Origin of the sequence: Rhodococcus sp. WAY2 (genome assembly GCF_009859915.1) — a bacterium.
Lineage (GTDB): Bacteria > Actinomycetota > Actinomycetes > Mycobacteriales > Mycobacteriaceae > Rhodococcus_F > Rhodococcus_F oxybenzonivorans.
The window spans coordinates 290,317-311,179 of record NZ_CP046575.1; the positions used below are offsets into that span (position 1 = coordinate 290,317).

Here is a 20,863-nt window from a genome sequence, read left to right on the forward strand (position 1 = left end):
CTAGAAGAGTCCGGCATTGCAGGGCGTACCGGGCAGTGTGTAGTCGGCTGTGACTCTCCATCCTGCTGGGTCGGGCCAAGCGGTGTTCGTCAGGATCGGCTTCCCGAGCTCGAGAACGTCGGTAGCGCGGGCGAGGCAGACGTCCATCTCGATGGTCGCGGTGCCGGGCGTAGGGATGCCGTTTTCGTCGATCGGGATGTTGTGGCGGGTGATGGTGTTCTTGAGAACCTTGACCTCGCCTGCGTCCGCCTCGATGCGATGCGCGGTGATGTCCCGCTTCGTCGATTGAAGGAAGTTGCCGGCCGCGACATTGTCGAGATCTGCGGGGTTGGCGGCGGGATCGGCACTCAGACGCGCGAGCACCGTGTAGTACTCGTTGACCTTCACCAGTGCGGCTTCACCGGCCTGTTGCTCGGGGGACTTTCCGGAGCCGGGCGGCCCGGTGAACGTGGGTCCGGCGTTGGTTTCGAGGGTGCCCGGTTCTGGGGTCAGGATGCTGCAGCTGGCTGTCAGGCACATCGCAGCAGTGAGTGTCGCCAGTGCGGCGATGCGGCGCGTCATGATGCTGCTCCGATCCGGTAGGGGCTCCCGTAGGTGGAGTCGAGCTGACTCAAGAGCATCTTGGTTTCGTGTTCGGGCTCTTCTTCAAGGGCGTCGAGCTCGGTGATCATGCGATCGATCAACCTTTGGGTGGTCTCGGTGTCACCCGAGAAGTGGGTGGCGATGATCGCCGCACGCCAGCACCCTTCGTGGACGATGTCGACCTCGAGGCCCGTCTCCGCGGCGACGTGTGCAGCCGCGAGGTCCTGGGGAACTTGTTGGCCGCGGATGTAGCGGGTGGCGAGCTCCTCGGCGACGTCGGTAACGGCGGAGATCATGTCTTGCTTGGTTTGGTCGGCCCACCCGTAGGCGGTGGGGTCATCGCTACTGAAAGGTTGACCGGTGACCAGAGCTAGTGCGGCGGATAACCGGGCGGTGTCGACGTCAGCGGGATGGGAATTGACGAGTTCCTGCCAATAGTCCCAGTCGGTCGTGACGGCGTCGTGGAGCCGTTGCGGGGTCCGGCCGGTTCGATCTCCGGACTTGATGAGGGCGGGTTCACCGGTCTCGGTGTCACCGAGCCACTTACGCAGGCGAGAGAGCGCTTCGTTGCGGCGCCGGCGGAGCCGGGCCTTCGCTTCTTTCTCCTGCTCGGCTGTGCCGGTTCTGGCGGCTTCGACGTCATGGGGCCAGATTTTGCTGTCGATGTCCGCGGCGAGGACTCCGCCATCAGTGGTGATGAGAAGCGCGGCGATTTCGGTCAGGCTCTTCTCTCGGCCTTCGGCCGGCCCTGGTGACGGGGGTGTGACGGCGGGTTCGCCGAGCAGCCTGATCCAGATGTGATCCGCCTCCGGCAGCTCGCCTTCTGCGGTGACCTCATCCGAATCGGACGGCTCTGGTCGGTCGACGGCATGGTCGAGGTCCTCGTTCCCGACCACGCTGAAGGTTGCGGGATCGGAGCTGGTTATGAACTCGTCGGTCGAGATGTCGTTGTCGAGACGGGCTGCTTCCCATCGAATGTCAGGGTTATCGCCCTTGTGGGCAACGCGAGGTTCGCGTGAGGTGGTGGTCAGTAGGTCTAGGACAGACGCGTAGCTCTCCTCATCGAGGGTGGTCACTGTGATGCCGGCCGACGCGATTCCTGGACGAGCAAGGACGGCCGAGCCGTTGTCGTCGACCTCGAGGGTCCATTTGGCGTTGGTATGTGCGCTCTCGGTGGTCACTGCGGCGAACGCGACTCGGGGTGCGTGCCGTGCGATGCCGGCGAGTAGCCCGGCCTGTGCCTCGGTCACCGGATCGGCGATCAGAACGATCTCGGGTGCGGTCAGCTCGCTGGTGGTGTACGTCGTGCGTGCCTGCGCGATTGACTCGAAGTCGTTGTCCGCGAGGATTTCGGAGTCGAGTTCGACGTGATTGGCGAGTGTCGTCAGTACCGTGTCGGCGTCCTCGGAGTGGGTGATGCGACCGTTGTCGATTGCCTCCGGCAGGTCGGCGCAGTATCCGACGAGGTTGAGGTGGAGGCTGTCGGCGATGGGCGAGACTGCGAGCTCGACGGCGAGCGCACGCAGCACCCCGGCTGTTGCAGTCGGGGTGCCGCTGATGGCGAGGTGGCCGATCTGTTCGAGGTTGAGCAAGAGGTCGCGACCGTCGTCGCTGGTTCCGACTGCCGTCAGCGCCGGGTACGGACTGATCTCAGCCTCGGGAACGCTGCGCGGAAACGCTCTCGGATCTACTGACCAGGTGGTGTCGTCGATCTGTGTCCAAGGCGCCGGGAGTGAGACCTGTTCGACGAGTCCGAGCTCGATGTCGTTGTCACCGACGAAGACCGCCAGCAGGCCCGGCAGAGCGATTCCCGTGGACCTGCAGTGGTGCGCGAGGTGCCGCAATGCGATGTCGACGTGGGTGGTGGTGAGCGGATCAGCGGCGGCCGTGAGTGCTTGCTCCGCCTGGATCGCGGTTTCGGCGGGAAGGGCGATGCGCTCGCCGCGGCGGCGGCGATGTTGTTGCTTGCGGCGACGAAGAGCGAGATGCCCGGTGAGTCCAGCTGCAGCAACCGCTGAGATTCCGAGACCGATGAACACGACGTCGGATGAGCCGTCCTCGGTATCGGTCTCTGCCGGCGCGTCATTGATGACGAGGTCGGCAGGCATTTGAGGCTCGACGGGATCGAGTTGCCAGTTGGGGGCGACATCCACAGGCGCGGGCGCCGGAGCGGGAGCCGGAACAGCATCCGGAGCCGGAGCGGGAGCCGGAACAGCATCCGGAGCCGGAGCGGGAGCCGGAACAGCATCAGCCGGCGGCACCAAGGCCGGCGCCGGCGTAGCGTCAGCCGCCGCGGAGGCGGCGGTGGGCATGATCAATTGCTGGCCGACCGTGATCAGCTCGCCAGCCGGGGTGCCGTCGGGAGTCGTGATCTCCATGATACGCAATGGATCGCCGAGCTCGCGCTCGGCGATATCCCACAGGGTGTCGCCCTGCTTGACCGTATAGGCGCCGCGTACCACCTCGGGCTGGGATGCGGGCAGCTGCAGGGTCAACCCTTCGGCCAGAAACCCTGGCTCGGGGACAGCAGTCCGGTTGAGGTCCAGGATCTCGGCGTAGCGGCGGCCCTCTCCGAGATGCTGCTGGGCTAATCCCCACAGGGTGTCTCCGCGCACGGTCGTCACTGTCGGCCCCGCCGGTTGTACCGCCACCCGGGTCGCCCGCGGATCCACCTGGGTCTGCGGTGACGCGCTCGGATCTTCCTGCTGTGGGTGCGGCGCGTACGGAGAGGTGCTTCCCACGTCCGCAGGCTGGGTCAGGACGGGTGCGGCGGTGGCGGTTCCGGCGGTCAGGAGCAAGAGGGCGCCGCTGACGAGGAACGTCGCCGTCCGCTGTTGTGAGCGAAGAAGGCGCAGCTTCGGCGCTTTGACGCCACGCAGTGTCGCCGCGAGTTCGAGCAGAATCGGGACGGTGAAGGTGGCCCAGGCCGCCCAGCCAACAAGGGGAAGAAGGGCGATGAGAAGACTGCCGTCATCTGGACTCGCGAGCAAAACTTCGGAATCCGACCACGGTATGTCGAGCGGATTGCCGCGCAGCGCCCAGAGCGCGGCCGGGATCCCGGCGACAAGCATCACCAGGATCAGGAGGTAGCCGAGTCCGGCAAGGCGGGACCGCGTGGCGTTTGCGCTCACGGTATGTACACCTCCCCGGCGTTGGTGCGGTTGAGATTCACAGCGGCCGTACCGACGAGCAGTTTCGTTCTGGGGTATGGCAGAAGTTTCGAGTTGTAGACGATGCGGGTCGTGATCAGGAGGGTGCGCGGGCCGGTGGGGATCACGTCGCCGTCGACGCCGGCCTCGAACAGGTATCTCTTGGCGGCTGCCGTCGCGCGGACCGGGTCGACGACCGTGTCGATGCCGCGGGCGCTCACCGATCCGATGATCTGCTGACCGGCTGCGCGGGCAGCATCCTCGGCGACGTTGTCGGCTCGCTGGTCGGCGGTGAGCATGCCGCCACCGTCGACGATCAGTCCCCAGACGAAAAAGATCAGGACAGGGGCGAAGACCACCGTCATCAGGGTGACGGCACCCTTGTCGCGGTGCTCCTCGGGCAGGCGGGAGGCGAGTCGCTTACGCAGGGCGTTGGTCATCGTGTGCGCTCCCGGTAGGTATCGATCGGCGAGATTGCGGTAGCGGTGACGGTGCGGGCACCATTGACTCCGGGCCATCCAAGAGCGTCGAAGGAGACCTGGCAGGTCACGGTGACCTCGACCGTGGCGGGGACACCAGGTCTGGTGCGGAATCCGCTGGTATCGGCGTTGACGTTCATGGTGGCGCACTTGAGACCTTGTCCGTCCATGCTGCCGGCCGCTGCTTGGTACGCCAGCGGAGTGGCCGTGGCGATGGTGCGGGCGAGTGAGGCTGCACGGGCACCCTCGGTGGCGGCGTGTTCAACCTTCTGGTGCGCCTGTCGGTTGACGCCGTACGCATACATCCAGCCCAGGAGCAAGATCAGGATGACGACGGCGAGGCACAGCTCGATCGTGACGTCGCCCCGGTCATCTCGGCGGGCGCGGGATATCCATCGGGTGAGTCTCATCCGATTCCTCCCGGGTTGGTGACGCGTTCAGTCGGTTTGGTGTGGTTGACGACGATGGGGAATTCGAGACCCGGGACGAGGGAAGGGGCCTTTCCGGTGATGTTGACGGTTGTTTCGCGGATGTTCTTGCTGACGAGGACAACCGGGATCTGCAGGTCACCCCTACCTGCCTGGGTGATGCAGGCATAAGCGGCAGCTGTTCCGAGCGCTTGGTTGCCGTACTGGGATCTTGTGTTCTTCAGTGCCTTTTCGGCGCAGCTGTTGGCGACGTCGCGGCCGTGGAAGAACAGAGCGGTTTGCAGCAGGACCGAAAAGATCAGAAGGAATGCGACCATCGCGATGACCGTTACGAGCGTCGCCGGGCCTCGGTCATCGCGGCGCCATCGGTCGATCAACTGTTCCAGTGTGACCATGGTCTGCTTTCCGATAGTTGTTGGACGGCTGGCTTTTCAGGACGGAATGGGGATATACGGCCACGGCCAGGAATCGATTCCGAGCTGCACAAGTTCCGCGGCGACCGCCACCATCGCGGCGGCCTGGAAGACCCTCACGAGGTGTGTCACGTACTCACCGTCTCTCCAATCGATGCAGCGCTGTCTGATTTCAGTCGGGGATCGCGTTTGCGCGGGACATGATTTTGCGGACGACGATCGCACCGGCTGCGGCGGCGGCGCCGACAACCAAGACGGCCAGGAAGACGTACTCGAGGGTGGAGGGTCCGCGGTCTGAGTCTTTGCCGCCGGCGCGGTGGAGGAGGGTGCCGGCCAGTGCGGCGACGAACATCATCGTGAGGGTGATGTAGGAGGTCACGGCCTCGCGGGCGGTGCGCCGGGTGGCGGTAGCGACGGTGGTGATGCTCATGGTGGGCTCCTTGTGTTTGGTCGATGTGTAGCAGGTGAGCTGGACTGGATGATCGTGACCGGCCAGGCTCGGCGGTCTGGGCGTCTCGCTCCTTTCGCGGCGCCGGCGGCGCACCATCGAATCGGACTAGCCGGTGATGATGGTCAGTGCCGGGATGAGCAGCAGCATGATGAACAGGCCGGCGAGTCCGGCCAGCGGCATAGCCAGCTTTTCGGTGGCCTCCGCTGCCGCACCCTGTTCTGCGCTGGCCTGAGCGGATCGCAGGCCCGCGGCCTTTGCCCGCAGTGATGAGTAGACGGATGCGCCTTTGTCTCCGGTCATGTTCATGATGTCGGCCAGGTCGCCCAGCTCGGTCAGGCCGAGCTCATGGGAGACGCGTGTCAGGGCATTCCACGGGGCTTCGCCGGAGCGCCCGGCTTCGTACAGTTCCTCGTCGAGGCGCAGGAACACCCATGAATCTCCCACCTGCGCAGCGCGCTCGAGGCTCTGGGTGGTGCCGATTCCACCGCGTCGGCACAGTGCGACGAGGTCGATGTAGGAGCTCAGTGCCTGCGCGAATTCGGCTCGTGCCGCGGTTGCCCGGCGTCGGATCTCGATGTCGGGGATGAGGAAGAGCAGGAAGGCGGTCGCAATCGACAGGATGGCCGGGATGGACCATCCCAGGCCGACCCCGAATGCAGTCAGGACGAGGTTGAGGAAGGGGAAGATGAGCAGTCCGAGCAGTGCTGCGACGAGCTTTTCCCCGAGTACGTGGGCGGGATCTCGGTGCAGCAGGGCGAGATCGGCGTTGGGGAGCGTGAAGAATTTGCTGTCCTGTAGGTAGGGGTGGACCCGGATGCCGAGTTTGTTCGCCATCCCGTCGATCAGGGAGGTTCCGGTTGTCGACGTGCGCTCCGGGGCCGGTCCGGACAGGCGCGACATGGCATCGCTGAGTGCGGGTTGTGCGCGCATGAAGTAGAGGGCGACCAGGTAGATGCCGATTGTTCCGACGCTCGTGTAGAGGATGACCGTCATCTGAATGCTCATCGCTGCGCTCCTACGAGGTCGGTGCGGTTGACGCGATCATTGGTGCCGATAAAGCGGGGGTAGGTCGGCGGTTTGGTGGCCTGCTTCATCCAGTACAGGTCGGCCGCGAACAGGGTCAGCAGGATAAGTAGCACGATCTGCATTCCGCCCGACTTGTACGGTTCCATGAAGTTGGTGAACAGGAACGCTGCCGCGAGTGTTGTGATTGCGATGATGGTGACCCATTTCGCCTGTGTACGGCTGGATTTGCGGTCGGCCTCGGTGCGGCGTCGGCGCGCGACCATGTCACCGACGTCTTCGGCGAGGCCTTCGAGCACGGCTGCAAGTCCAACGCCTCGCAGTTGCATGCTCAGTAGCAAGGCGCCGCAGATCTTGTCGCCGACGCTGTCGTTGAGGTCCGATGCGAAACGTGTGATCGCATCCACCGGAGGGACGTTGTTGCGCAGGCGGCTGATGAACGCCGTGATCTCCTCCCGTAGTGCCTCCGGGATCGGAGTGGAGATGATGGTGTGCTCGATTCCCGAACCAGCCTTCATGCTGCTGGACAGGTTGCGGGCCCATTCATCCATGGCCGCCAGCCGACTGATCTGCTGTTCTGCTTCGGGACGGCCGAGCAGGTACGGCAAGCCGACCAGCAGCGCCGGGACCAGAAAGAGGGTGAAGAGCCAACCCGAGAGGGACGACACGACGATGCCGGCGGCGAAGCCCACGACGAGCAGGATCTGGGTGCTACGCGGGATCTTCGACGAGCTGCGGCGCCGGCGCTGACGCGTGGGCGCGGTGGGATCGCGGCGGTCTTTCCATCCCATGACGATGCAGGCGACCCCGGCGCACAGCAGCAGTACCAGGAAGATGCCGATTTGCTGATACATCACGCCACCTCTTCATCGTCGTAGAGGTCGCGTTCTTCGTCGAAGTGGCGAAGGCTGTCGCTGGGGAGGTTGATTCGCTTGAATCCTCCGGCGAGCAGCTTGCGGAGCAGAGGTTGTGGAACGGATCCGAATTCTCCTGTGCCGTCCGAGTATCCCCGGTAGATCGTGGAGAAGGACGGCTTCTTGTCGTCGCCGGGCTCGACGTAGACGACTTCGTCGACGTAGCGGACCGAGGTGCGTGACCCTTCGCCATCGACGCGGACCTTCGTGCCGAGTTGGACGATCAGGTCGATGTGCTCTGCGAGCTGGCGTTCGACGTAGTCCACCGTCGCGTTCATCGGGGGTTCGGTCGCCAGGTTCACCAGACGGTCGACTACACCGCGAGCGGTGTAAGCGTGCGTCGTGGATAGCCCTCCTCTGGCCGTCTGCAGTGCCTTGAGAAGAGCGAGGATCTCGTGACCGGCGACCTCACCGACGATCATGTAGTCGAGCTGCTGTCGCACGAACTCGTACAGGATGTCCGAAAGGGTGTAGCTGCCGGCGAGCTCGCCGTCTGCACCGCGTTCTCCGCCGCCCAGGATTGTCTCGGCGTCGACCACGAAATCCTCGCGGCCTGGCAGTTCGTCGATGAAGAGTTCCCGTTCGGTTTCCGCGATTCCGATTCGCGTCTGCAGAGGAAGCGCATTGGCCAGTGCACGCGTGAAGGTCGTTTTTCCGAAGCCCATTCCGCCGCCGGTGACCACCGAGGCACCGCCACGGACCGCGCACGAGAGGATGGTCGCGAGCTCGATCGGCATCATCCGATGTTCGACGGCGAGCTGATCGAGGGCGATGTTCTTGAGGCGGTGGATGCGAATTGCCACCGAGGGCCGTTTGACCGAGTAGCCCATGACCGACAGTCGGTGGCCTCCGCGCATTGTCAGACGCAGTGACGGATTGAGCCGGGAGAATGGCCGGCCGCCGTTGTCGGCGCGTGAGGCCAGCAGTCCCATCCACTCGAGGAGTTCCTCGGGCGTGTCGACCACTGGGTCGCGGTGTTCATAGTGTCCGTCGGGGAACTTGACGTAGACGGCCGCGCCGTTGAGGAAGATGTCGGTGACGTGCGGCTCTTCGACGAGTTCCTGCAGCGGGCCCAGGTTGAACTGCGCGTCGAAGATGGCCTTGATCAGGGCTTCTTCTTCGACGAGTGTGAAGGCTTCGCCGCCGGAGTTGATGGTCTTCTGGACGTGGTTCTTGACCAGGCCGGTGATCGTCTCACGGCCGAACTCGCGTTCTTCCTCCTCGGTGAACGGGGCGAAGTATTTGCCGGCGTTCTTCGGGTCGTGGCGCTCGCGGTCACGCGCTGACCGGTAGTCACGCAACAGTTCCGCAGCTTCTTTCTGCAGAGCGCGGACCAGGGCGCGATCGACCTTGACCTTCGCGGCCGGCGGCACGAACCGTCGCGCAGTGCCGCTGTGCCCATTGGTGCTGGCCGGTGGCAGTTCGTGCAGGCGAAGCGATCGGAACGGATCAGTGTCGGGGAGCGTGATTTCCGATACCGAACTGCGGCCCCCACCTGCGAGGTCGGCGTCCGGTATCGGGGCTGAGAAGAAGGGAAGTTCCGTGATCTTGTTCTGCGGAGGCTGAGTCGCGTCGTCGGAGTTCATCGACGTTCTCCTGTCAGTGTCGGCAGCGCAGCATTGAGCGCGGGACCGGACTTCCAGTCCGCCTGATGGCTCACCGCGAATTTGGTGATCTTCGGCCAGGTACTGCGGTGGAGGGTGTGCAGGTAGATCGAACGGCGACGGCGCCACTTGCTGATGGACAACCCATCCGAGAAGACCTTGGCGTCATCGGAGTCGGGCAGGACCGCGATCACGTCAAGACCGGTGACTTTCGTAACTTCCTCTGCGTTATAGGGGGACTCACCGATCAGGATCAACCCCAGACTTGCCCGTGATTGCACCGCGGAGAGCTGCTGTCGCAGGGCGTTCTGTGAGGCGCGTAACGCAGCGATTGCCGTTCGCTCCGTGCGGGTGACGATTGCGATCGTTGTCGCGTTGACGATCAGTTCGACCGGAGCGCCTCGTTGCCCGATCCGGCCGGCGTCGACGATCACGTTGGTGTCGTCGACGCTCAATCCGGCCAGGTGGACACCCAACGGTCCCCACACGGGCCGCATCGCATCTGCCTGGGCGGAGTGGACCAGCCCCGGGAGCAATGACACCGACGATTCCGGGATCTGGATAAGTTGCTCGGTCAGCGCAGCCTTGAGGCGCCCGTGACGATGCGCGTCGACGAGATTGATCAAGGAACGATCGTGATAGTGGTTTCCGAGCATGTATCCGGCCAGGACCGGCGAGGACCCGATGGCATCCGCTTCTACGAGCAGAGTCCGGTCGGTCGGTGAATTCAGGGCCAGGGCGAGCGCCGTGGTGCTCACACCGGGTGAGCGTGAGGCGGATGTCAGTGCGAGAAACATCGCCGATCACCGCACTCGGTTGTCGAGGACGATCGCGACACGCTTGGTTGCGCCGCGGGCGGCGACCCAGTTGGCCTCTGCCTCGGGCACGAGCAGGTTGAGCGTTGTCTCGCCGGCTTCGGGGATCTCCTTGGTGGAGTACACCTGCGCCTTCGTGTTGATCGGGCCCTGCACGGGCGGGTCGTCCTGGTCGCGTGGTGTGTCCACGACACGGACCATGTCACCGGGGACGATCGGCTCGGAGGGGAGGTGGCTGTAGCTCACCGTGATGCCGACCATCGTGAGGCCTTCCCCGGGAACAACCTGATCGGTGATCGCGGACGGGAGCAGGACGGTGCCGGCCGGCAACCGGGTGCTGGCGCTCATTCCTACGACGCGGCCGCGTTCGCTGGCGGGCAGCGCCCCGAGATCGGCATCGACGTTGACCGATTTGGCGGCCAAGTCCTTGGACTCGATGGTCTCGCCTTGCTGCACCTCGTTCGTCAGGACGAGGACATCGGTGGTTGCGCGCATCGCGTTGACCGCGGTGAGCATGCCGATCACTGCCACCACGACGAGTGCGACACCGATCGCCAGGTAAATGGGGCGTCGACGGACGCGCGCGCGGGTATTCAGATCGGGTGGGTCGTCCTGATCTGCGCCGTTGTGGGCCGGGGGCAGGTCATCCCCGGACGAGCGGAGCTTGTCGATTTTCTTGGTCAGCAGGGATGCCATGTGGTGGTCCTTCACAGTGGACGTGTGGACATATCGGACACTTTCGTACGGCGAACAGTAGAGAGCGACCTGGACAAGTTCGCGCAAAGCTCCGACGGACTGGTGACGCCATCCGGTGCGACTGGTCCGGTGCGTGTGAGGGCGCCGCTGGGCGCGTGAACCAGCTGCGTTGCGTGGCGGATTTCGGTGGGGCGGCGACCGTGTTGCTCGCCATGGCAGTTGTGTATGCCGCTACGTTTTCGCCGGAATGTACATGAAAACCTGTGCGTCCGGCGATATCCCGACCTCGGGTTCCGGAAGCGACGGTTCCAACTATCCGGCGTTCGGCAAACTGCGCGGCATGCCGTTGACCGACTACTTCTATTGCCCTGTATAGGCAGTCGGTTTCGAAATGGTCCTTGTAAACATGCCTGCGGCCCGTTTCAGGAGTCTCTGCTTGGTCCGACCATCGCCTCAGCACGACTAGCGATCCGTGCCGTGCCATGTCGAGCACGAGTTGCCGAACGCCGAGCACCGTCCCCGTCGATCGCACACGTGAACCCCATTGTGCTGCACGTGGCATAAACGCTTTCCCCTCCGCAACCCGCCTGGGCCCTCCCCCTCGGCGCGACTGTCGACCCGCACTCGTCTGCCTGCCACGCAGCTGTGAGTCTTCTGGGAAAACATTCCATCAGGTCCGGAACTGCGTTGTCCAGCAGGGGGGTAACACTCAAGAGTGTTACCTACAAGGCTTGACAATCCCCGGGAGTAGGGTAAGGCCGCTGTATTCGCTATCGGAAAGGCCAAGCAATGGACTCGATCAGTCCGCCGAGTCTCGGTGATTTCATTCGTGCTCGGCGCACCCGGGCAACGCCGAAGCACCCGGATGGTATGACTCGGGCCCAACTGGGCGAAGAAATCTATTTGAGTGTCAGCTACATCGCGCGGCTGGAAGGAAACGTTAAGGACGCGAGGCCTTCTCCACAGGTTCTCGACGCCACCGCCAACGCACTCTGTCTCGATGATGCAGAACGTCGGCACCTTTTCAATCTGGCACGGCGAACACAGACCGAGCGTGAGGACACCACGACACCCTGGACGATCGCCGACTATCGGACACTGATTACACCGGACATGAAGACCGCCATCGCGGCGCTGAACCCGCACCTGGTGGCGTACCTCGACGAACGCTGGAACGTCATCGACTGTAACTCGGCGTACGACAAGGCGTTCCCTGGACTGGTCGACGAGGGAAACGTGTTGCGCTGGTTCTTCTCGACTCCGGCATCAATGAAGGTCATGGTGGAGTGGGAGGCGGAAGCCGCCTTGACCGTCAGCTGGTTCCGCGCGCTGATGGGTCGCTACTACAACCCCGACTGGGCGGTGGAAACCCTCGAAGAGTTGAGCGCGTTCCCTCTCTTCCGCGAACTGTGGTCACGCGAAGAAATCCGGTTCGGCCGGCACCAGCCGTTCATGCACCTCCGCGACGCCGAGACTGGTGAGCATTACAGCGTGCACGTGCAGGTCCACGCGGAGATGCGGGGCAAGTATCCGCTGCAGATGTACCTCGGAGTGCGCCTCCCCGCCTCCTGAACTAGCCGAGCGCCTTGACGAACGCAGTGATCGCCGCGTTGACCGGCTCGGGGTGTGTCCAGTTTGCGGCATGGCCGGCCACCGGGATCGTGACAACTGGCGCAGCACCAGGAAGACCTGCTTTGAGCTCGTCCGCCTTCTCTGCGGGCGCTGACAGGTCATTTTCCCCACGAATGATCAACGCCGGAACATCAATGTCGGAGAGTCGGTCCACGACGTCGTCGCGTTCGATAAGGCACTCCGCGGCTGGCCGGACAGCCATGCGATCGCTGCTGTTCCATTTGCTGATCCACGACGTCCAATCCGCAGGTTCTCCACCGATCAGTTGGGGGGCAAGTGCGCTGGTGAGCGGTTCGAGTGGCTCTGTGCTGCACCATTGATCGAACAGGACGCGGTATCCGGACTTCTGCTCGGGTGTACAGGCTGAGGCTTCCGTGTCGAGCAAGATCAGAGCCGTCGTGCGCTCCGGTGCGAGGAGTGCTGTGCGCAGCGCGGTATAGCCGCCCTGGGACATGCCCCCGATGATTGCCTTCTCGACGCCGAGGTCGTCGAGGACGGCGAGGGCGTCGCGTGCGAGGTCCCAGTATGTGAACGGCATACCCGCATCGGTAGTCTTTCCGTGGCGGCGCGCATCCCAGGTCACAACCCGGAGGTCCGGGGATAGATCGCGCACCTGGGGCGTGAACATGGATGAGTCCATGAAGAACCCGTGCCCGAGTAGAAGTACGGGCCCCTCTCCCCCACTGTCGGTGTAAAAAATGTCGGCGTCGGGCGTTGTCACTGTCGGCACGTAGCCGATCCTAGGGTGAGGTGACTATCCCCGGTCCAGGCGAGTCTCAAGGAGCGCTGTTGCCAGTGCCCCTTTCAGAGGTTGCCGCTCACTCTCAACAAGACCCTCTCGCCACAACCTGCGGAGACTATCGACGCGTTCTGCCGAGTGTCCGTGATCGGTGGGGCTTCTCCCGTTCGAGGGCCGCCCGCGACTGGGTGCGTTCGGTTCGTCCACTCGGTCAGAGCGCGGGCGATCCAGCATCGCGCTACCGCGGAGTCCGCCGCACAGGCGGCGAGGGACTCGAATGCCAGCGCTATCGCGACTGTGAACTCGGGGTGCGTTTCGTCGATGCATTCGAGTGCGATGTCGTTCGCCGCCGAAAGTGCCAGATAGGTGGCCTCTGAACTGGTTACGGCCGAGCTGTGGGCCAATCTCTCCGTGGCCTCGTACGCCGCCCGCCACGCGTCGGGGCTGAGCGCCTTCGTTTCCGATGTTCGGCACATACCGGCGACGCGCTCAAGTGCGTGGAGTACATCGTCGCCGGCGGCCGGGAGCCTGCCGGTCAAGCCCCAGTTTGAGTCGAGCACGTCGGCGAACCAGCACCAGCGAGCGAACTCGGGCGCGTCTTCGAGCGCGAGTTCAACGGTTCCGGACGCCAGCTGCATCACTGCATCGGCGACCGACATCTCGTTGAGAGCGGAAGAAAATGACTCATGCATGATCGTTTCCCGTCTCCGTGTCCCGTGAGTGGGACGTGAGGGTCAAGCGCAGGGTTGAAACCTGTTGTGGTAATTGCCAAACGCCGCACTGTGCACAACCGAGCCCGACCAAGGTCAGAGCGTTGTCAACCAGCACTCGACGGCGCGCCTGGCAGCGTCGGTTGGATCGGCGAGGTCGACCACAGTGGTAGCATCGACCCCCTCGGTGCGCTCCCAGCTGCCGTCGTCTCGTTGGTGGTCGACGATGGACCAGATTTCGACCGTGGCTTCATGCTCACCGCGGGTGATGAGCCGAAGAGCTGGGGAAAATCCCGGGCAGAGGTTGCTGAGGGCGATGTATGTGCGGTCCTCGTCAATGGCGAGGTCGAGGTCGTGGTGATCGTTCGCGTCGTGAGCGGCCGCAATGAACGCCGTGTGGAAGTCCTCGGGGATTTTTATGAGGGCCATTGGGTCTGGTCTCCTTCAAAAGGGTCGAGATCGGGGGTGCAGAGCAATGCCTCACACGGTCGCCGGCGTCAACAGGTATCAGCGAACTGGAACAAAGCCTGCCTAGTCGGGGTGCCGATGCCTGTTCGGCGAGGCGATGCCATCGTTGACGCGAAAGGGTGCCACCCCGACGACAGCCGCCATCGCTCATCTGAGTCAGGCCAATTCTGCTCGGCACCTACGGCTCTCGTTGAACCCGACCGGCAGGCCGGCCGCCATAGCTTCGAGCGCTGGGATAGCGGCCAGCTCCCTGGCACCCCACCTTCCGGCGCTGAACGAGCACAGTCGATCGTTGCCTCGTGGAACTGTGCGCTTGCCGTGAAGGCGCCGGTCCAGCGGCGCCTGATCGCACTCACTCGGTTGGCGGAAGCCCGCGCCGGCGCGTTCACCCTGGAGCCGGCGGGCGACTGTGACTCGGCGGCATCCGACGTAGCTGCTGTTTCTCGCGGAGAGTCAGAATCGGGTGCGTCTGTCAGATCGGCCGCGGCAGCGACTGCGGCAGTCTCGCCCTTTCCACGCTCCCCCGTAGGCGCGTCGGTCGGGGTCGACGTCTTCGCCGTGGAATCGGAACCGGCGACGTCCCTCTGGACGAGAGCTCGGCGGTACCGGCTCAGCTCCGTCACGGCCGAGTCGTACTTGATGGCGAGCTTGTCCGCGAGGAGGCTCGGTGACCAGCGCTGCTCGTAGGCCATCCGAATGATTTCTCGTCGTTCGCAGTTGCGCATGGGGACTTGTTCGCCGCTCAAGCGACGAACGATGACGACCTCGTCGGCCGCGACCGCTCCCGTGGCCCGCTCGCGCTCGTGACTACGCGCCTTAGGATTGTCGATCTCGTCGTCGTCCCATCCCAGGGGCGGCACCAGCCCTTCTGCGCGTGCTTGTTCACGGAGGTCGGCGTCGGGTCCGGGGCGCATGGAAAGCTCGTCGTAGATCTCGTCGACCGCTTCCCACAGCTCGCTCGGGATGAGACCTTTTTCCGGCATCGAGGTGACGACGTCAACCTCGACGTTCAACCGGTGAGCGAGGCTCGGATCGCCGTAGCCCATGGCGTTGAGTGCGCGCAGTCGGCGGCGAGCCCCCACTGCTGGGGTCAGATCACGCCCACGGCTCGGGTGAAAAGTGATCGAGAGGATCGCGTCCGCGATGGCGGAGGTGGTCGTGCGCGTCGAAGTGCTCCTCAGCGACCGGATTGTCGCGACCGGCACAGAGGCCAGGTCAGCGATCAGAGCGGTCGTCATGCCGGCGCACATCAGGGCGTTGATGTGGTAGCGCACATCAACCGTGTCGACAGATGTATCGACGTGACGGGCAGGTGTCCAAGCCTGCCCGTCACGTCCCCCTAAACCCGACTGTCGCGATGTCTGGAACCACCCGTCGTCGCGACTGGGCAAAGCAGACCGGGCGGGGAATCCGGCTGCATTCAGTCTAGCTAGCTGAGTGGCGCATACGGACGAGCGTGCGTCGCGTCGATGCGCAGAAGTCCGGGACAAGGGTGGGGCAGCTGAAATGGTAATCGTCATCGGATGCTCTTTTCCGTTTAGCGGCTGGTCAGGCCGCATGTACGTGGGAACTGTTCGTACTCGAGCGCACCGGGTTCGAGTTCAGCGAGTGATCAGCGCTGCACCGCATCGCATTTACCACTGGAATTTAAACCCGGTATGCACAGATGGTATCTACATCTTCAATAGGATGTCCAGCGATGAACGGAAAATCGCAGTGAGAGCGCCCCTGAACGGCTTCAAGCCCCAGGCCCTCGAAGACGCGCGCACTACTGCCGGAATCACGCGCGGCGACCTTTCCCGCGCAATAGGCGTCGACCCGACCACCATCCACAACTGGGAAACCTCGCGAACGCACCCTCAGCCCGACCACCTCGCCCGAGCCGCCGAAAAGCTGGGAATCCCCCTCGACCGTCTCGTCGTCGTGCCGGAGGACAGTCGGACCATCGCCGACCTGCGGAATCTCGCGGGATTGACGCAGAAGCACGTCGCAAACCGAACCGGACTCAGCACCACCACCATCGGCCGAATCGAACGGGGCGAAGGAAGCCTGTCCGATCGACACGCCACAGCACTCGCTGAGGCTCTGCACCTGGAAGAACGCACAATCCGCGACGCATTCATCCGCGCACGGAATCGACCGCTTCCTACTCGATAGCTCGGCAACAATCACCCCCGTGCTCATGCACTGTCCCCGCGGCGCAACCGCTGCTGCCGGCGACGATCGATTGAGCGCCGTGCACCGCTGAGAGCCAGAGTCACAGCGAGCACCAGAACTGCCACGACGATGATCAGCCGGCGGAGGTCGAGGCCTGCACCTTCCGTGCCAGGGATAGTCACCAGCGGTGATGCCGAGGCCGCAACGATGAGATCGTGAGCGAGCAGCCACGCAGTTGCCTTGGTCGACATCGCTGGAAGAGCCGCGACAAGTAGGCCCAGAATCAATGGGGCCGCCATCAACAGAGACAGTTGGTCCTCGTCGGACAGGCCTGTTGCATTCTGCGCGGGTTGGATGGGCCGCTGAGGTTGACTGGGGTGCATTGGATCTCCTCCTAAACTGGCTTCTATCTGGAGGAAGATCCGGTGCAGCGGGCTTGTGTGACAGATGGCGGCGTTCTTTTTCACAGCCCAGCGAAAGCCGTAAAGCTCACGCCCGAGGCAGGCTGCATATCTCGACGGAGCCGCGGGCGGCGCCGAGAGCTGTGCAAGCGGAGACCAGCGAACTTTCGTAGCGCTGAAGACCTAATCGAATCGCCCCCGCTCTCCTTGACGGCGGGGGCGATTCTTCACGCAGGCACGTCAATCGACGATCTTGAACCCTGCTGCAGCGAAGGCTTCATCGAACTCGGAGACCCCCTCGAAGTGGTCGACGAGCCGCGCGAAATCGTACTCCCAGCTGCTGGTGACAACGTCGCCCTCGTCGGGGCCCGAGAACTGCTCGTGCGCCCAGGGCAGGAGGACGCGACCTCCGTCAACGACCGCGAAAAGCACTCGATCGACGAGAGAGCCGCGGTAGAAGATGTCGCCTATTGAGATCCAGACGTCCTCGTTGGGGAAGTTCTTCGCCCAGTCGAAGCTGCGAGGCGGCCTGCTGCCGGCGTCGCGCAATCCCCTGAAGTCGAGATCGAGTCCCCAAGCAATCGAGATATCGATGTCGTCTCTCAAGATGGCGACGTTGCCGTGGCTCTCGACCTCGTTCTCGATCGCGTCGGTCTTGCCGACCAACGCCGTGACCGTCCGGTCGCGGTAGCTTGGCCCGGCGCCACCACCCCAGCAGTGGATGTGATTCCAATCTTCAGTCGTTGTTTCGCGGATGATCTTCCGCAGCTCGTCCAGCTTCATTGGCTCCCCCTCGTTGGTGTGGGAACGGGATCTGTTTGATCCGTCAGCGTGATCGTATGTTGGAATCGGGTATCTCACATTTGATCCACGCGGGGCCTTTGTGACATGTCACCCTTACGGGGCAAGGCACCGGCAGGATGGCAGGTAGGCCGACGCAATGGGCGCGAAGAACGCAATGGCCGCGAAGAATAAGAAACCTCGGAGTCCGCGGCGCCCAGGGAGGGATACTTGTCCAATGTGGGGCGACCTGTGGATATTCCCGTTCGATGTCACAATTTGGGGTACGGTTGCGTCTTGGTTTAGCGCAATCATCAGTAGTCTCTCGATTTTCGCAGCCGCTGCTTACTACATTATCGATAAATGGCAGGCAGCGAAGTCGCAAGCGCGCCATGTTCGTTTCGTGAGATGCTACTGGACGAAATTTGCAGTAAAGGCGGAAGTACACAATCATTCAGACGAATCTATTTTCGATGTGACCGTGCTGTGTGGGCGGAGACCCTTTCGCGACTACATCAACCGATTAATGGATAGTCGGCCTGTCGAGATGGACGAACTGCCCGGGTTGCTGGAAGCTTGGCAAGCGCTTCCGGGCGGAAATGTACAGGTCAGGAGTTTTCAGGACTCCCATATCCGGCCAGGGGAATTTATTTCAGTTTACTACGCCGGAGCGCGCTCCCTTGGGCTTGTGTACTGGATCGAGTTTCGCGACTCGATGGCACGCCCATGGCGGATGCAGCTAGATCAGCACGAACCCATTCGCATCCGTGAACACTGGCGTCCCAAATATACGTTGACTGAAGTTCTGAAATACCGTGGCGCCCGAAAGTACCGAGAAGAGCGAAAGCGGGTACAGACGTGGATAACACAGAATGCGCACAAGTAGCTCCACTTTCCACGAACAACTCAGATCTATATTTCATATCCACTCTAGACTTACAGCTAGGATATCGTAATAGATCAATAGTTGCACTAACTGGGGAATTGAGTGCTTGCAGTGCCAGCCACGGCTAACCGTAGAGTCCTGACCCACTTAGCAGACTGATCAGCGTTAAACTCGTGCTGTTTTTCAGGGCCATACCGAAGGGGAGACGCAGTATCCGAAAAGAGCAGGTTCCTAATCGTATCTGTCTCAGAATTCGCAAGTTTCAAGAAGAGCTTCGACACCTGATCCATAGCCCTTACAACATGGTCTGTGCCGGCACCGATACTAAAGGTCGCATAGAAATCATCGAGCGGCGTTCGCCTGTGATCGCATAGGGAGGAAAGGACTGAGTCCACATCTTCGTGTAGCCACGATAGGTTCTTCTCCATCCGCCGAATACGCACCTGCTCATCGATTAATTTCCATTTGTTCGTAATAGAAATCCACTTAACTCGATAGTCAGCCGAATCTGGAATCATAGGCTTGGCAGCGAAGAGCATCTCTTTTAGATCCTCGCCAGCAACACGCAGACAGTTGCTTAGACTCTCGTCGTCGCCTTCATCCAAGTGCTGCCGGGCAGAGGTCAAAGTAGCTCGATAGAGTTCGATCATCGGCGGCGTTCTAACGATCAGTACTTCTTCGAGATCGTCATCGCACAGGCTCAGCGCCGCATCTCGAAACCCCGTCCAAGCCTCGGCCGTCAGGGTGTTAATTGCTTCTGCTTCGATCAGGTCGGCACGTTGTTCGACGACTGTTGCGATAATGAAGAATGCGACAGGAACGCCGATACAGAACCCAATCAGTGCAGTCAACACGTTGAGAGTGAAGGCCAGACCGGTCCACACGTCGTGCAGATCACCGACTACGCCCGCAGCAACTCCGCACCATCCAGCAACGAACATGATGCCGAGAATCCATCGGACGGACAGTGGCGTGTGCTTGAACGCCGCCTTGAAGTTCATAGGCATATGCTGCCCGGTCCAGGTGTCGAGGAATAACCCGACTCGACGTAGCGGGAGTCCCCATCTGATAGAGAGTTCGATCTCGAGCCGAATCCCCCTACCAGAACGACCATCGAAGTGGCCTGGGAAGCCAGCCTCTATGTCTCAACTGGCGTAGTCCCTGCTCAGCCCATAACCACCATTCGAAAGGAACCTCTCTCCCTGGAGGGACCGTCAGCTCGCCGCCGGAACAGGCTGTCAGACGCCCTTCCCACCGGCCGTTTCCGGACACCGGATCCCTGGGTGATCGCCCGCGCCGATACCCTTCGCACAGTGACTACAGACCAGTACACCCCTCATGGCGACTACCAGTCGATCAGAAACGCCGCTGCCAATCGGATCGCGCACTTTGCGCACGAAGCAACGAAGACTCCGTTCGACCCGAAGCAGCTCGGAGTGCACGCGCGTGTTCTGAAGAAGGGCTTCGACGCTCACACCACCGCCGACGAGTCCGTGGGATCGGACTGCGTCAAGTGCCGCCAACCCTGGCCGTGCGACAGCATTCGCCTCATTTTCGTGCCACTGAACGTCCTAGATTGATGCGAATGCAGCCGGTTGCGAGCCTATACGGACCGAAATGGCCGCAGACTTTCGGTGGGATCGCAGTCGCTAGGCTTCGGCAATGAGCATCGCACTCACCCTCGCTGTTTCGAGCAAGTTCGACAACGCGATGACGCATTGCGACAACCTCGTCGAGGTACATAACCGGGCGGGATCGGGCGGACGCGGCCGGAGAACTGCCGAGACGTCGGTTAACCGAGCAGTTGTTGTGATTGCCATCGCGAGCTGGCAGGCCGTTGTGCAAGACATGGCGCGATTCCTCGTCGAACACCATATGCCTCAACCCACAGATCCGGGATATGGCGTCGCGAAGCTCATTCGGGGCCAGGTATTTGGCGAGATCGGCAACTTTTCGACCCCCAACGCGCAGAATACGCGCAACCTTCTTATCTCCGCCGGGTTCGATCCGCGGAACTACTGGACATGGACGACCAGGGGTCAAAATCGGCAGATGCTGACTCTCCGGCCTCATGAGGTTGAGGATCGCCTTCGAAAATGGTTGATGATTCGTCACGCCATCGCCCATGGTGACGAAGCGATGCCGGATGTCGATGTCCTTCAAGCGGTCAAGCAAAATGCCGTTCGGCCTGGGCAAGGTCCAGCGATTCGATTGGAGGACGCCAAACAGTGCATTGCGTTCATCCGGAAGCTCACCGACGTCACCCTCGGAGGGATCAAAGCTGAGCTTTAGCCGCTCTCGCCAAACAGCCCGACGGTTCCGGATCAGGTTCCGGATGCTTCCTCAACCACACCATGCGTTTCCGCTGTGGACGCCACGCAGCCTGGCATGAGATCACCGCAATACGGTGCGGCAACGGGGCATTTCACGTCGAATGGGAAGATCAACGCGAAGCGGCTGACTGGGCGCCTCGGCCATCGAACGGCTTCCCCCTCGGGCCATTCGCGCCGCTGCCGTTGGCTTTCCGGTGGCCGGC

General features: G+C 62.5%; 23 protein-coding genes. 5 read left to right on the forward strand and 18 right to left on the reverse strand.

The features are described from left to right. From GFS60_RS38170 to GFS60_RS38220, 11 genes are all read right to left on the reverse strand, one after another. A complete protein-coding gene (locus GFS60_RS38170) occupies positions 1-561 on the reverse strand; it encodes a hypothetical protein (RefSeq protein ID WP_064079852.1) in 561 nt (186 codons plus the stop codon). Further along, a complete protein-coding gene (locus tag GFS60_RS38175; protein WP_159929886.1) occupies positions 558-3,713 on the reverse strand; it encodes a LysM peptidoglycan-binding domain-containing protein in 3,156 nt (1,051 codons plus the stop codon). Before GFS60_RS38175 ends, GFS60_RS38170 begins: the two co-directional genes overlap by 4 nt. Next, complete coding sequence (locus GFS60_RS38180) at positions 3,710-4,171, reverse strand: TadE/TadG family type IV pilus assembly protein (protein ID WP_005560298.1); 462 nt, start codon at positions 4,169-4,171, stop codon at positions 3,710-3,712. The genes GFS60_RS38175 and GFS60_RS38180 overlap by 4 nt, the downstream gene beginning before the upstream one ends. Next, the gene (locus GFS60_RS38185) at positions 4,168-4,620 is read right to left on the reverse strand and encodes a hypothetical protein (protein WP_072948901.1); all 453 of its coding nucleotides are present in this window, start codon (positions 4,618-4,620) and stop codon (positions 4,168-4,170) included. The genes GFS60_RS38180 and GFS60_RS38185 overlap by 4 nt, the downstream gene beginning before the upstream one ends. Further along, entirely contained in the window at positions 4,617-5,033 is a 417-nt protein-coding gene (locus GFS60_RS38190; protein ID WP_159929888.1) for a hypothetical protein, read from the reverse strand. The genes GFS60_RS38185 and GFS60_RS38190 overlap by 4 nt, the downstream gene beginning before the upstream one ends. Positions 5,034-5,223: 190 nt before the next feature. After that, complete coding sequence (locus GFS60_RS38195; protein ID WP_005560295.1) at positions 5,224-5,481, reverse strand: hypothetical protein; 258 nt, start codon at positions 5,479-5,481, stop codon at positions 5,224-5,226. 126 nt (positions 5,482-5,607) lie between these two features. Then, on the reverse strand, positions 5,608-6,507 hold the full coding sequence (locus tag GFS60_RS38200) for a type II secretion system F family protein (RefSeq protein ID WP_159929890.1): 900 nt from the start codon (positions 6,505-6,507) through the stop codon (positions 5,608-5,610). Then, positions 6,504-7,379 carry a type II secretion system F family protein gene (locus tag GFS60_RS38205; protein WP_005560293.1) on the reverse strand — a complete coding sequence of 292 codons (876 nt, stop codon included), beginning with the start codon at positions 7,377-7,379 and terminating at the stop codon, positions 6,504-6,506. Before GFS60_RS38205 ends, GFS60_RS38200 begins: the two co-directional genes overlap by 4 nt. Beyond that, on the reverse strand, positions 7,379-9,025 hold the full coding sequence (locus GFS60_RS38210; RefSeq protein ID WP_159929892.1) for a CpaF family protein: 1,647 nt from the start codon (positions 9,023-9,025) through the stop codon (positions 7,379-7,381). Before GFS60_RS38210 ends, GFS60_RS38205 begins: the two co-directional genes overlap by 1 nt. Beyond that, positions 9,022-9,801, reverse strand: a complete 780-nt coding sequence (locus GFS60_RS38215) for a hypothetical protein (RefSeq protein ID WP_236603772.1) — start codon at positions 9,799-9,801, stop codon at positions 9,022-9,024. Before GFS60_RS38215 ends, GFS60_RS38210 begins: the two co-directional genes overlap by 4 nt. A 45-nt stretch (positions 9,802-9,846) precedes the next feature. Continuing rightward, the gene (locus tag GFS60_RS38220) at positions 9,847-10,554 is read right to left on the reverse strand and encodes an SAF domain-containing protein (RefSeq protein ID WP_109336322.1); all 708 of its coding nucleotides are present in this window, start codon (positions 10,552-10,554) and stop codon (positions 9,847-9,849) included. A 789-nt stretch (positions 10,555-11,343) separates the two neighbouring features. Between GFS60_RS38220 and GFS60_RS38225 the strand changes: the two genes are divergently transcribed. Further along, the gene (locus GFS60_RS38225) at positions 11,344-12,126 is read left to right on the forward strand and encodes a helix-turn-helix transcriptional regulator (protein ID WP_159929896.1); all 783 of its coding nucleotides are present in this window, start codon (positions 11,344-11,346) and stop codon (positions 12,124-12,126) included. 1 nt (position 12,127) lies between these two features. Here the strand turns inward: GFS60_RS38225 and GFS60_RS38230 are convergent, their stop codons facing one another. The 4 genes from GFS60_RS38230 to GFS60_RS38245 all read right to left on the reverse strand — a co-directional run bounded on the left by GFS60_RS38230 (position 12,128) and on the right by GFS60_RS38245 (position 15,341). Then, complete coding sequence (locus GFS60_RS38230; protein WP_064079862.1) at positions 12,128-12,916, reverse strand: alpha/beta fold hydrolase; 789 nt, start codon at positions 12,914-12,916, stop codon at positions 12,128-12,130. Positions 12,917-12,990: 74 nt separating this feature from the next. Further along, complete coding sequence (locus GFS60_RS38235) at positions 12,991-13,584, reverse strand: hypothetical protein (protein ID WP_236603774.1); 594 nt, start codon at positions 13,582-13,584, stop codon at positions 12,991-12,993. Positions 13,585-13,731: 147 nt separating this feature from the next. Then, complete coding sequence (locus tag GFS60_RS38240) at positions 13,732-14,064, reverse strand: hypothetical protein (RefSeq protein ID WP_159929900.1); 333 nt, start codon at positions 14,062-14,064, stop codon at positions 13,732-13,734. A gap of 68 nt (positions 14,065-14,132) precedes the next feature. After that, entirely contained in the window at positions 14,133-15,341 is a 1,209-nt protein-coding gene (locus GFS60_RS38245; RefSeq protein ID WP_236603775.1) for a hypothetical protein, read from the reverse strand. 478 nt (positions 15,342-15,819) lie between these two features. Here GFS60_RS38245 and GFS60_RS38250 point away from each other — a divergent pair, with 478 nt between their 5' ends. Next, on the forward strand, positions 15,820-16,260 hold the full coding sequence (locus GFS60_RS38250) for a helix-turn-helix domain-containing protein (protein ID WP_230990461.1): 441 nt from the start codon (positions 15,820-15,822) through the stop codon (positions 16,258-16,260). A gap of 23 nt (positions 16,261-16,283) precedes the next feature. Here GFS60_RS38250 and GFS60_RS38255 read toward each other — a convergent pair whose 3' ends face one another. Both GFS60_RS38255 and GFS60_RS39855 read right to left on the reverse strand, forming a co-directional pair. Further along, on the reverse strand, positions 16,284-16,643 hold the full coding sequence (locus GFS60_RS38255; RefSeq protein ID WP_005560273.1) for a hypothetical protein: 360 nt from the start codon (positions 16,641-16,643) through the stop codon (positions 16,284-16,286). A 258-nt stretch (positions 16,644-16,901) separates the two neighbouring features. Continuing rightward, positions 16,902-17,522, reverse strand: a complete 621-nt coding sequence (locus GFS60_RS39855; protein WP_236603776.1) for a hypothetical protein — start codon at positions 17,520-17,522, stop codon at positions 16,902-16,904. Between the two features lie 157 nt (positions 17,523-17,679). Here GFS60_RS39855 and GFS60_RS38265 point away from each other — a divergent pair, with 157 nt between their 5' ends. Beyond that, on the forward strand, positions 17,680-18,327 hold the full coding sequence (locus GFS60_RS38265; RefSeq protein WP_159929904.1) for a hypothetical protein: 648 nt from the start codon (positions 17,680-17,682) through the stop codon (positions 18,325-18,327). Between the two features lie 86 nt (positions 18,328-18,413). On the opposite strand, the gene GFS60_RS38270 is transcribed toward GFS60_RS38265, so the two are convergent. Next, on the reverse strand, positions 18,414-19,328 hold the full coding sequence (locus GFS60_RS38270) for a hypothetical protein (RefSeq protein WP_159929906.1): 915 nt from the start codon (positions 19,326-19,328) through the stop codon (positions 18,414-18,416). A 312-nt stretch (positions 19,329-19,640) separates the two neighbouring features. On the opposite strand from GFS60_RS38270, the gene GFS60_RS38275 reads away from it, so the two are divergent. Both GFS60_RS38275 and GFS60_RS38280 read left to right on the forward strand, forming a co-directional pair. Then, entirely contained in the window at positions 19,641-19,907 is a 267-nt protein-coding gene (locus GFS60_RS38275) for a hypothetical protein (protein ID WP_159929908.1), read from the forward strand. 82 nt (positions 19,908-19,989) lie between these two features. Next, positions 19,990-20,619, forward strand: a complete 630-nt coding sequence (locus GFS60_RS38280) for a hypothetical protein (protein WP_159929910.1) — start codon at positions 19,990-19,992, stop codon at positions 20,617-20,619. The last annotated feature ends 244 nt before the right edge of the window (positions 20,620-20,863 follow it).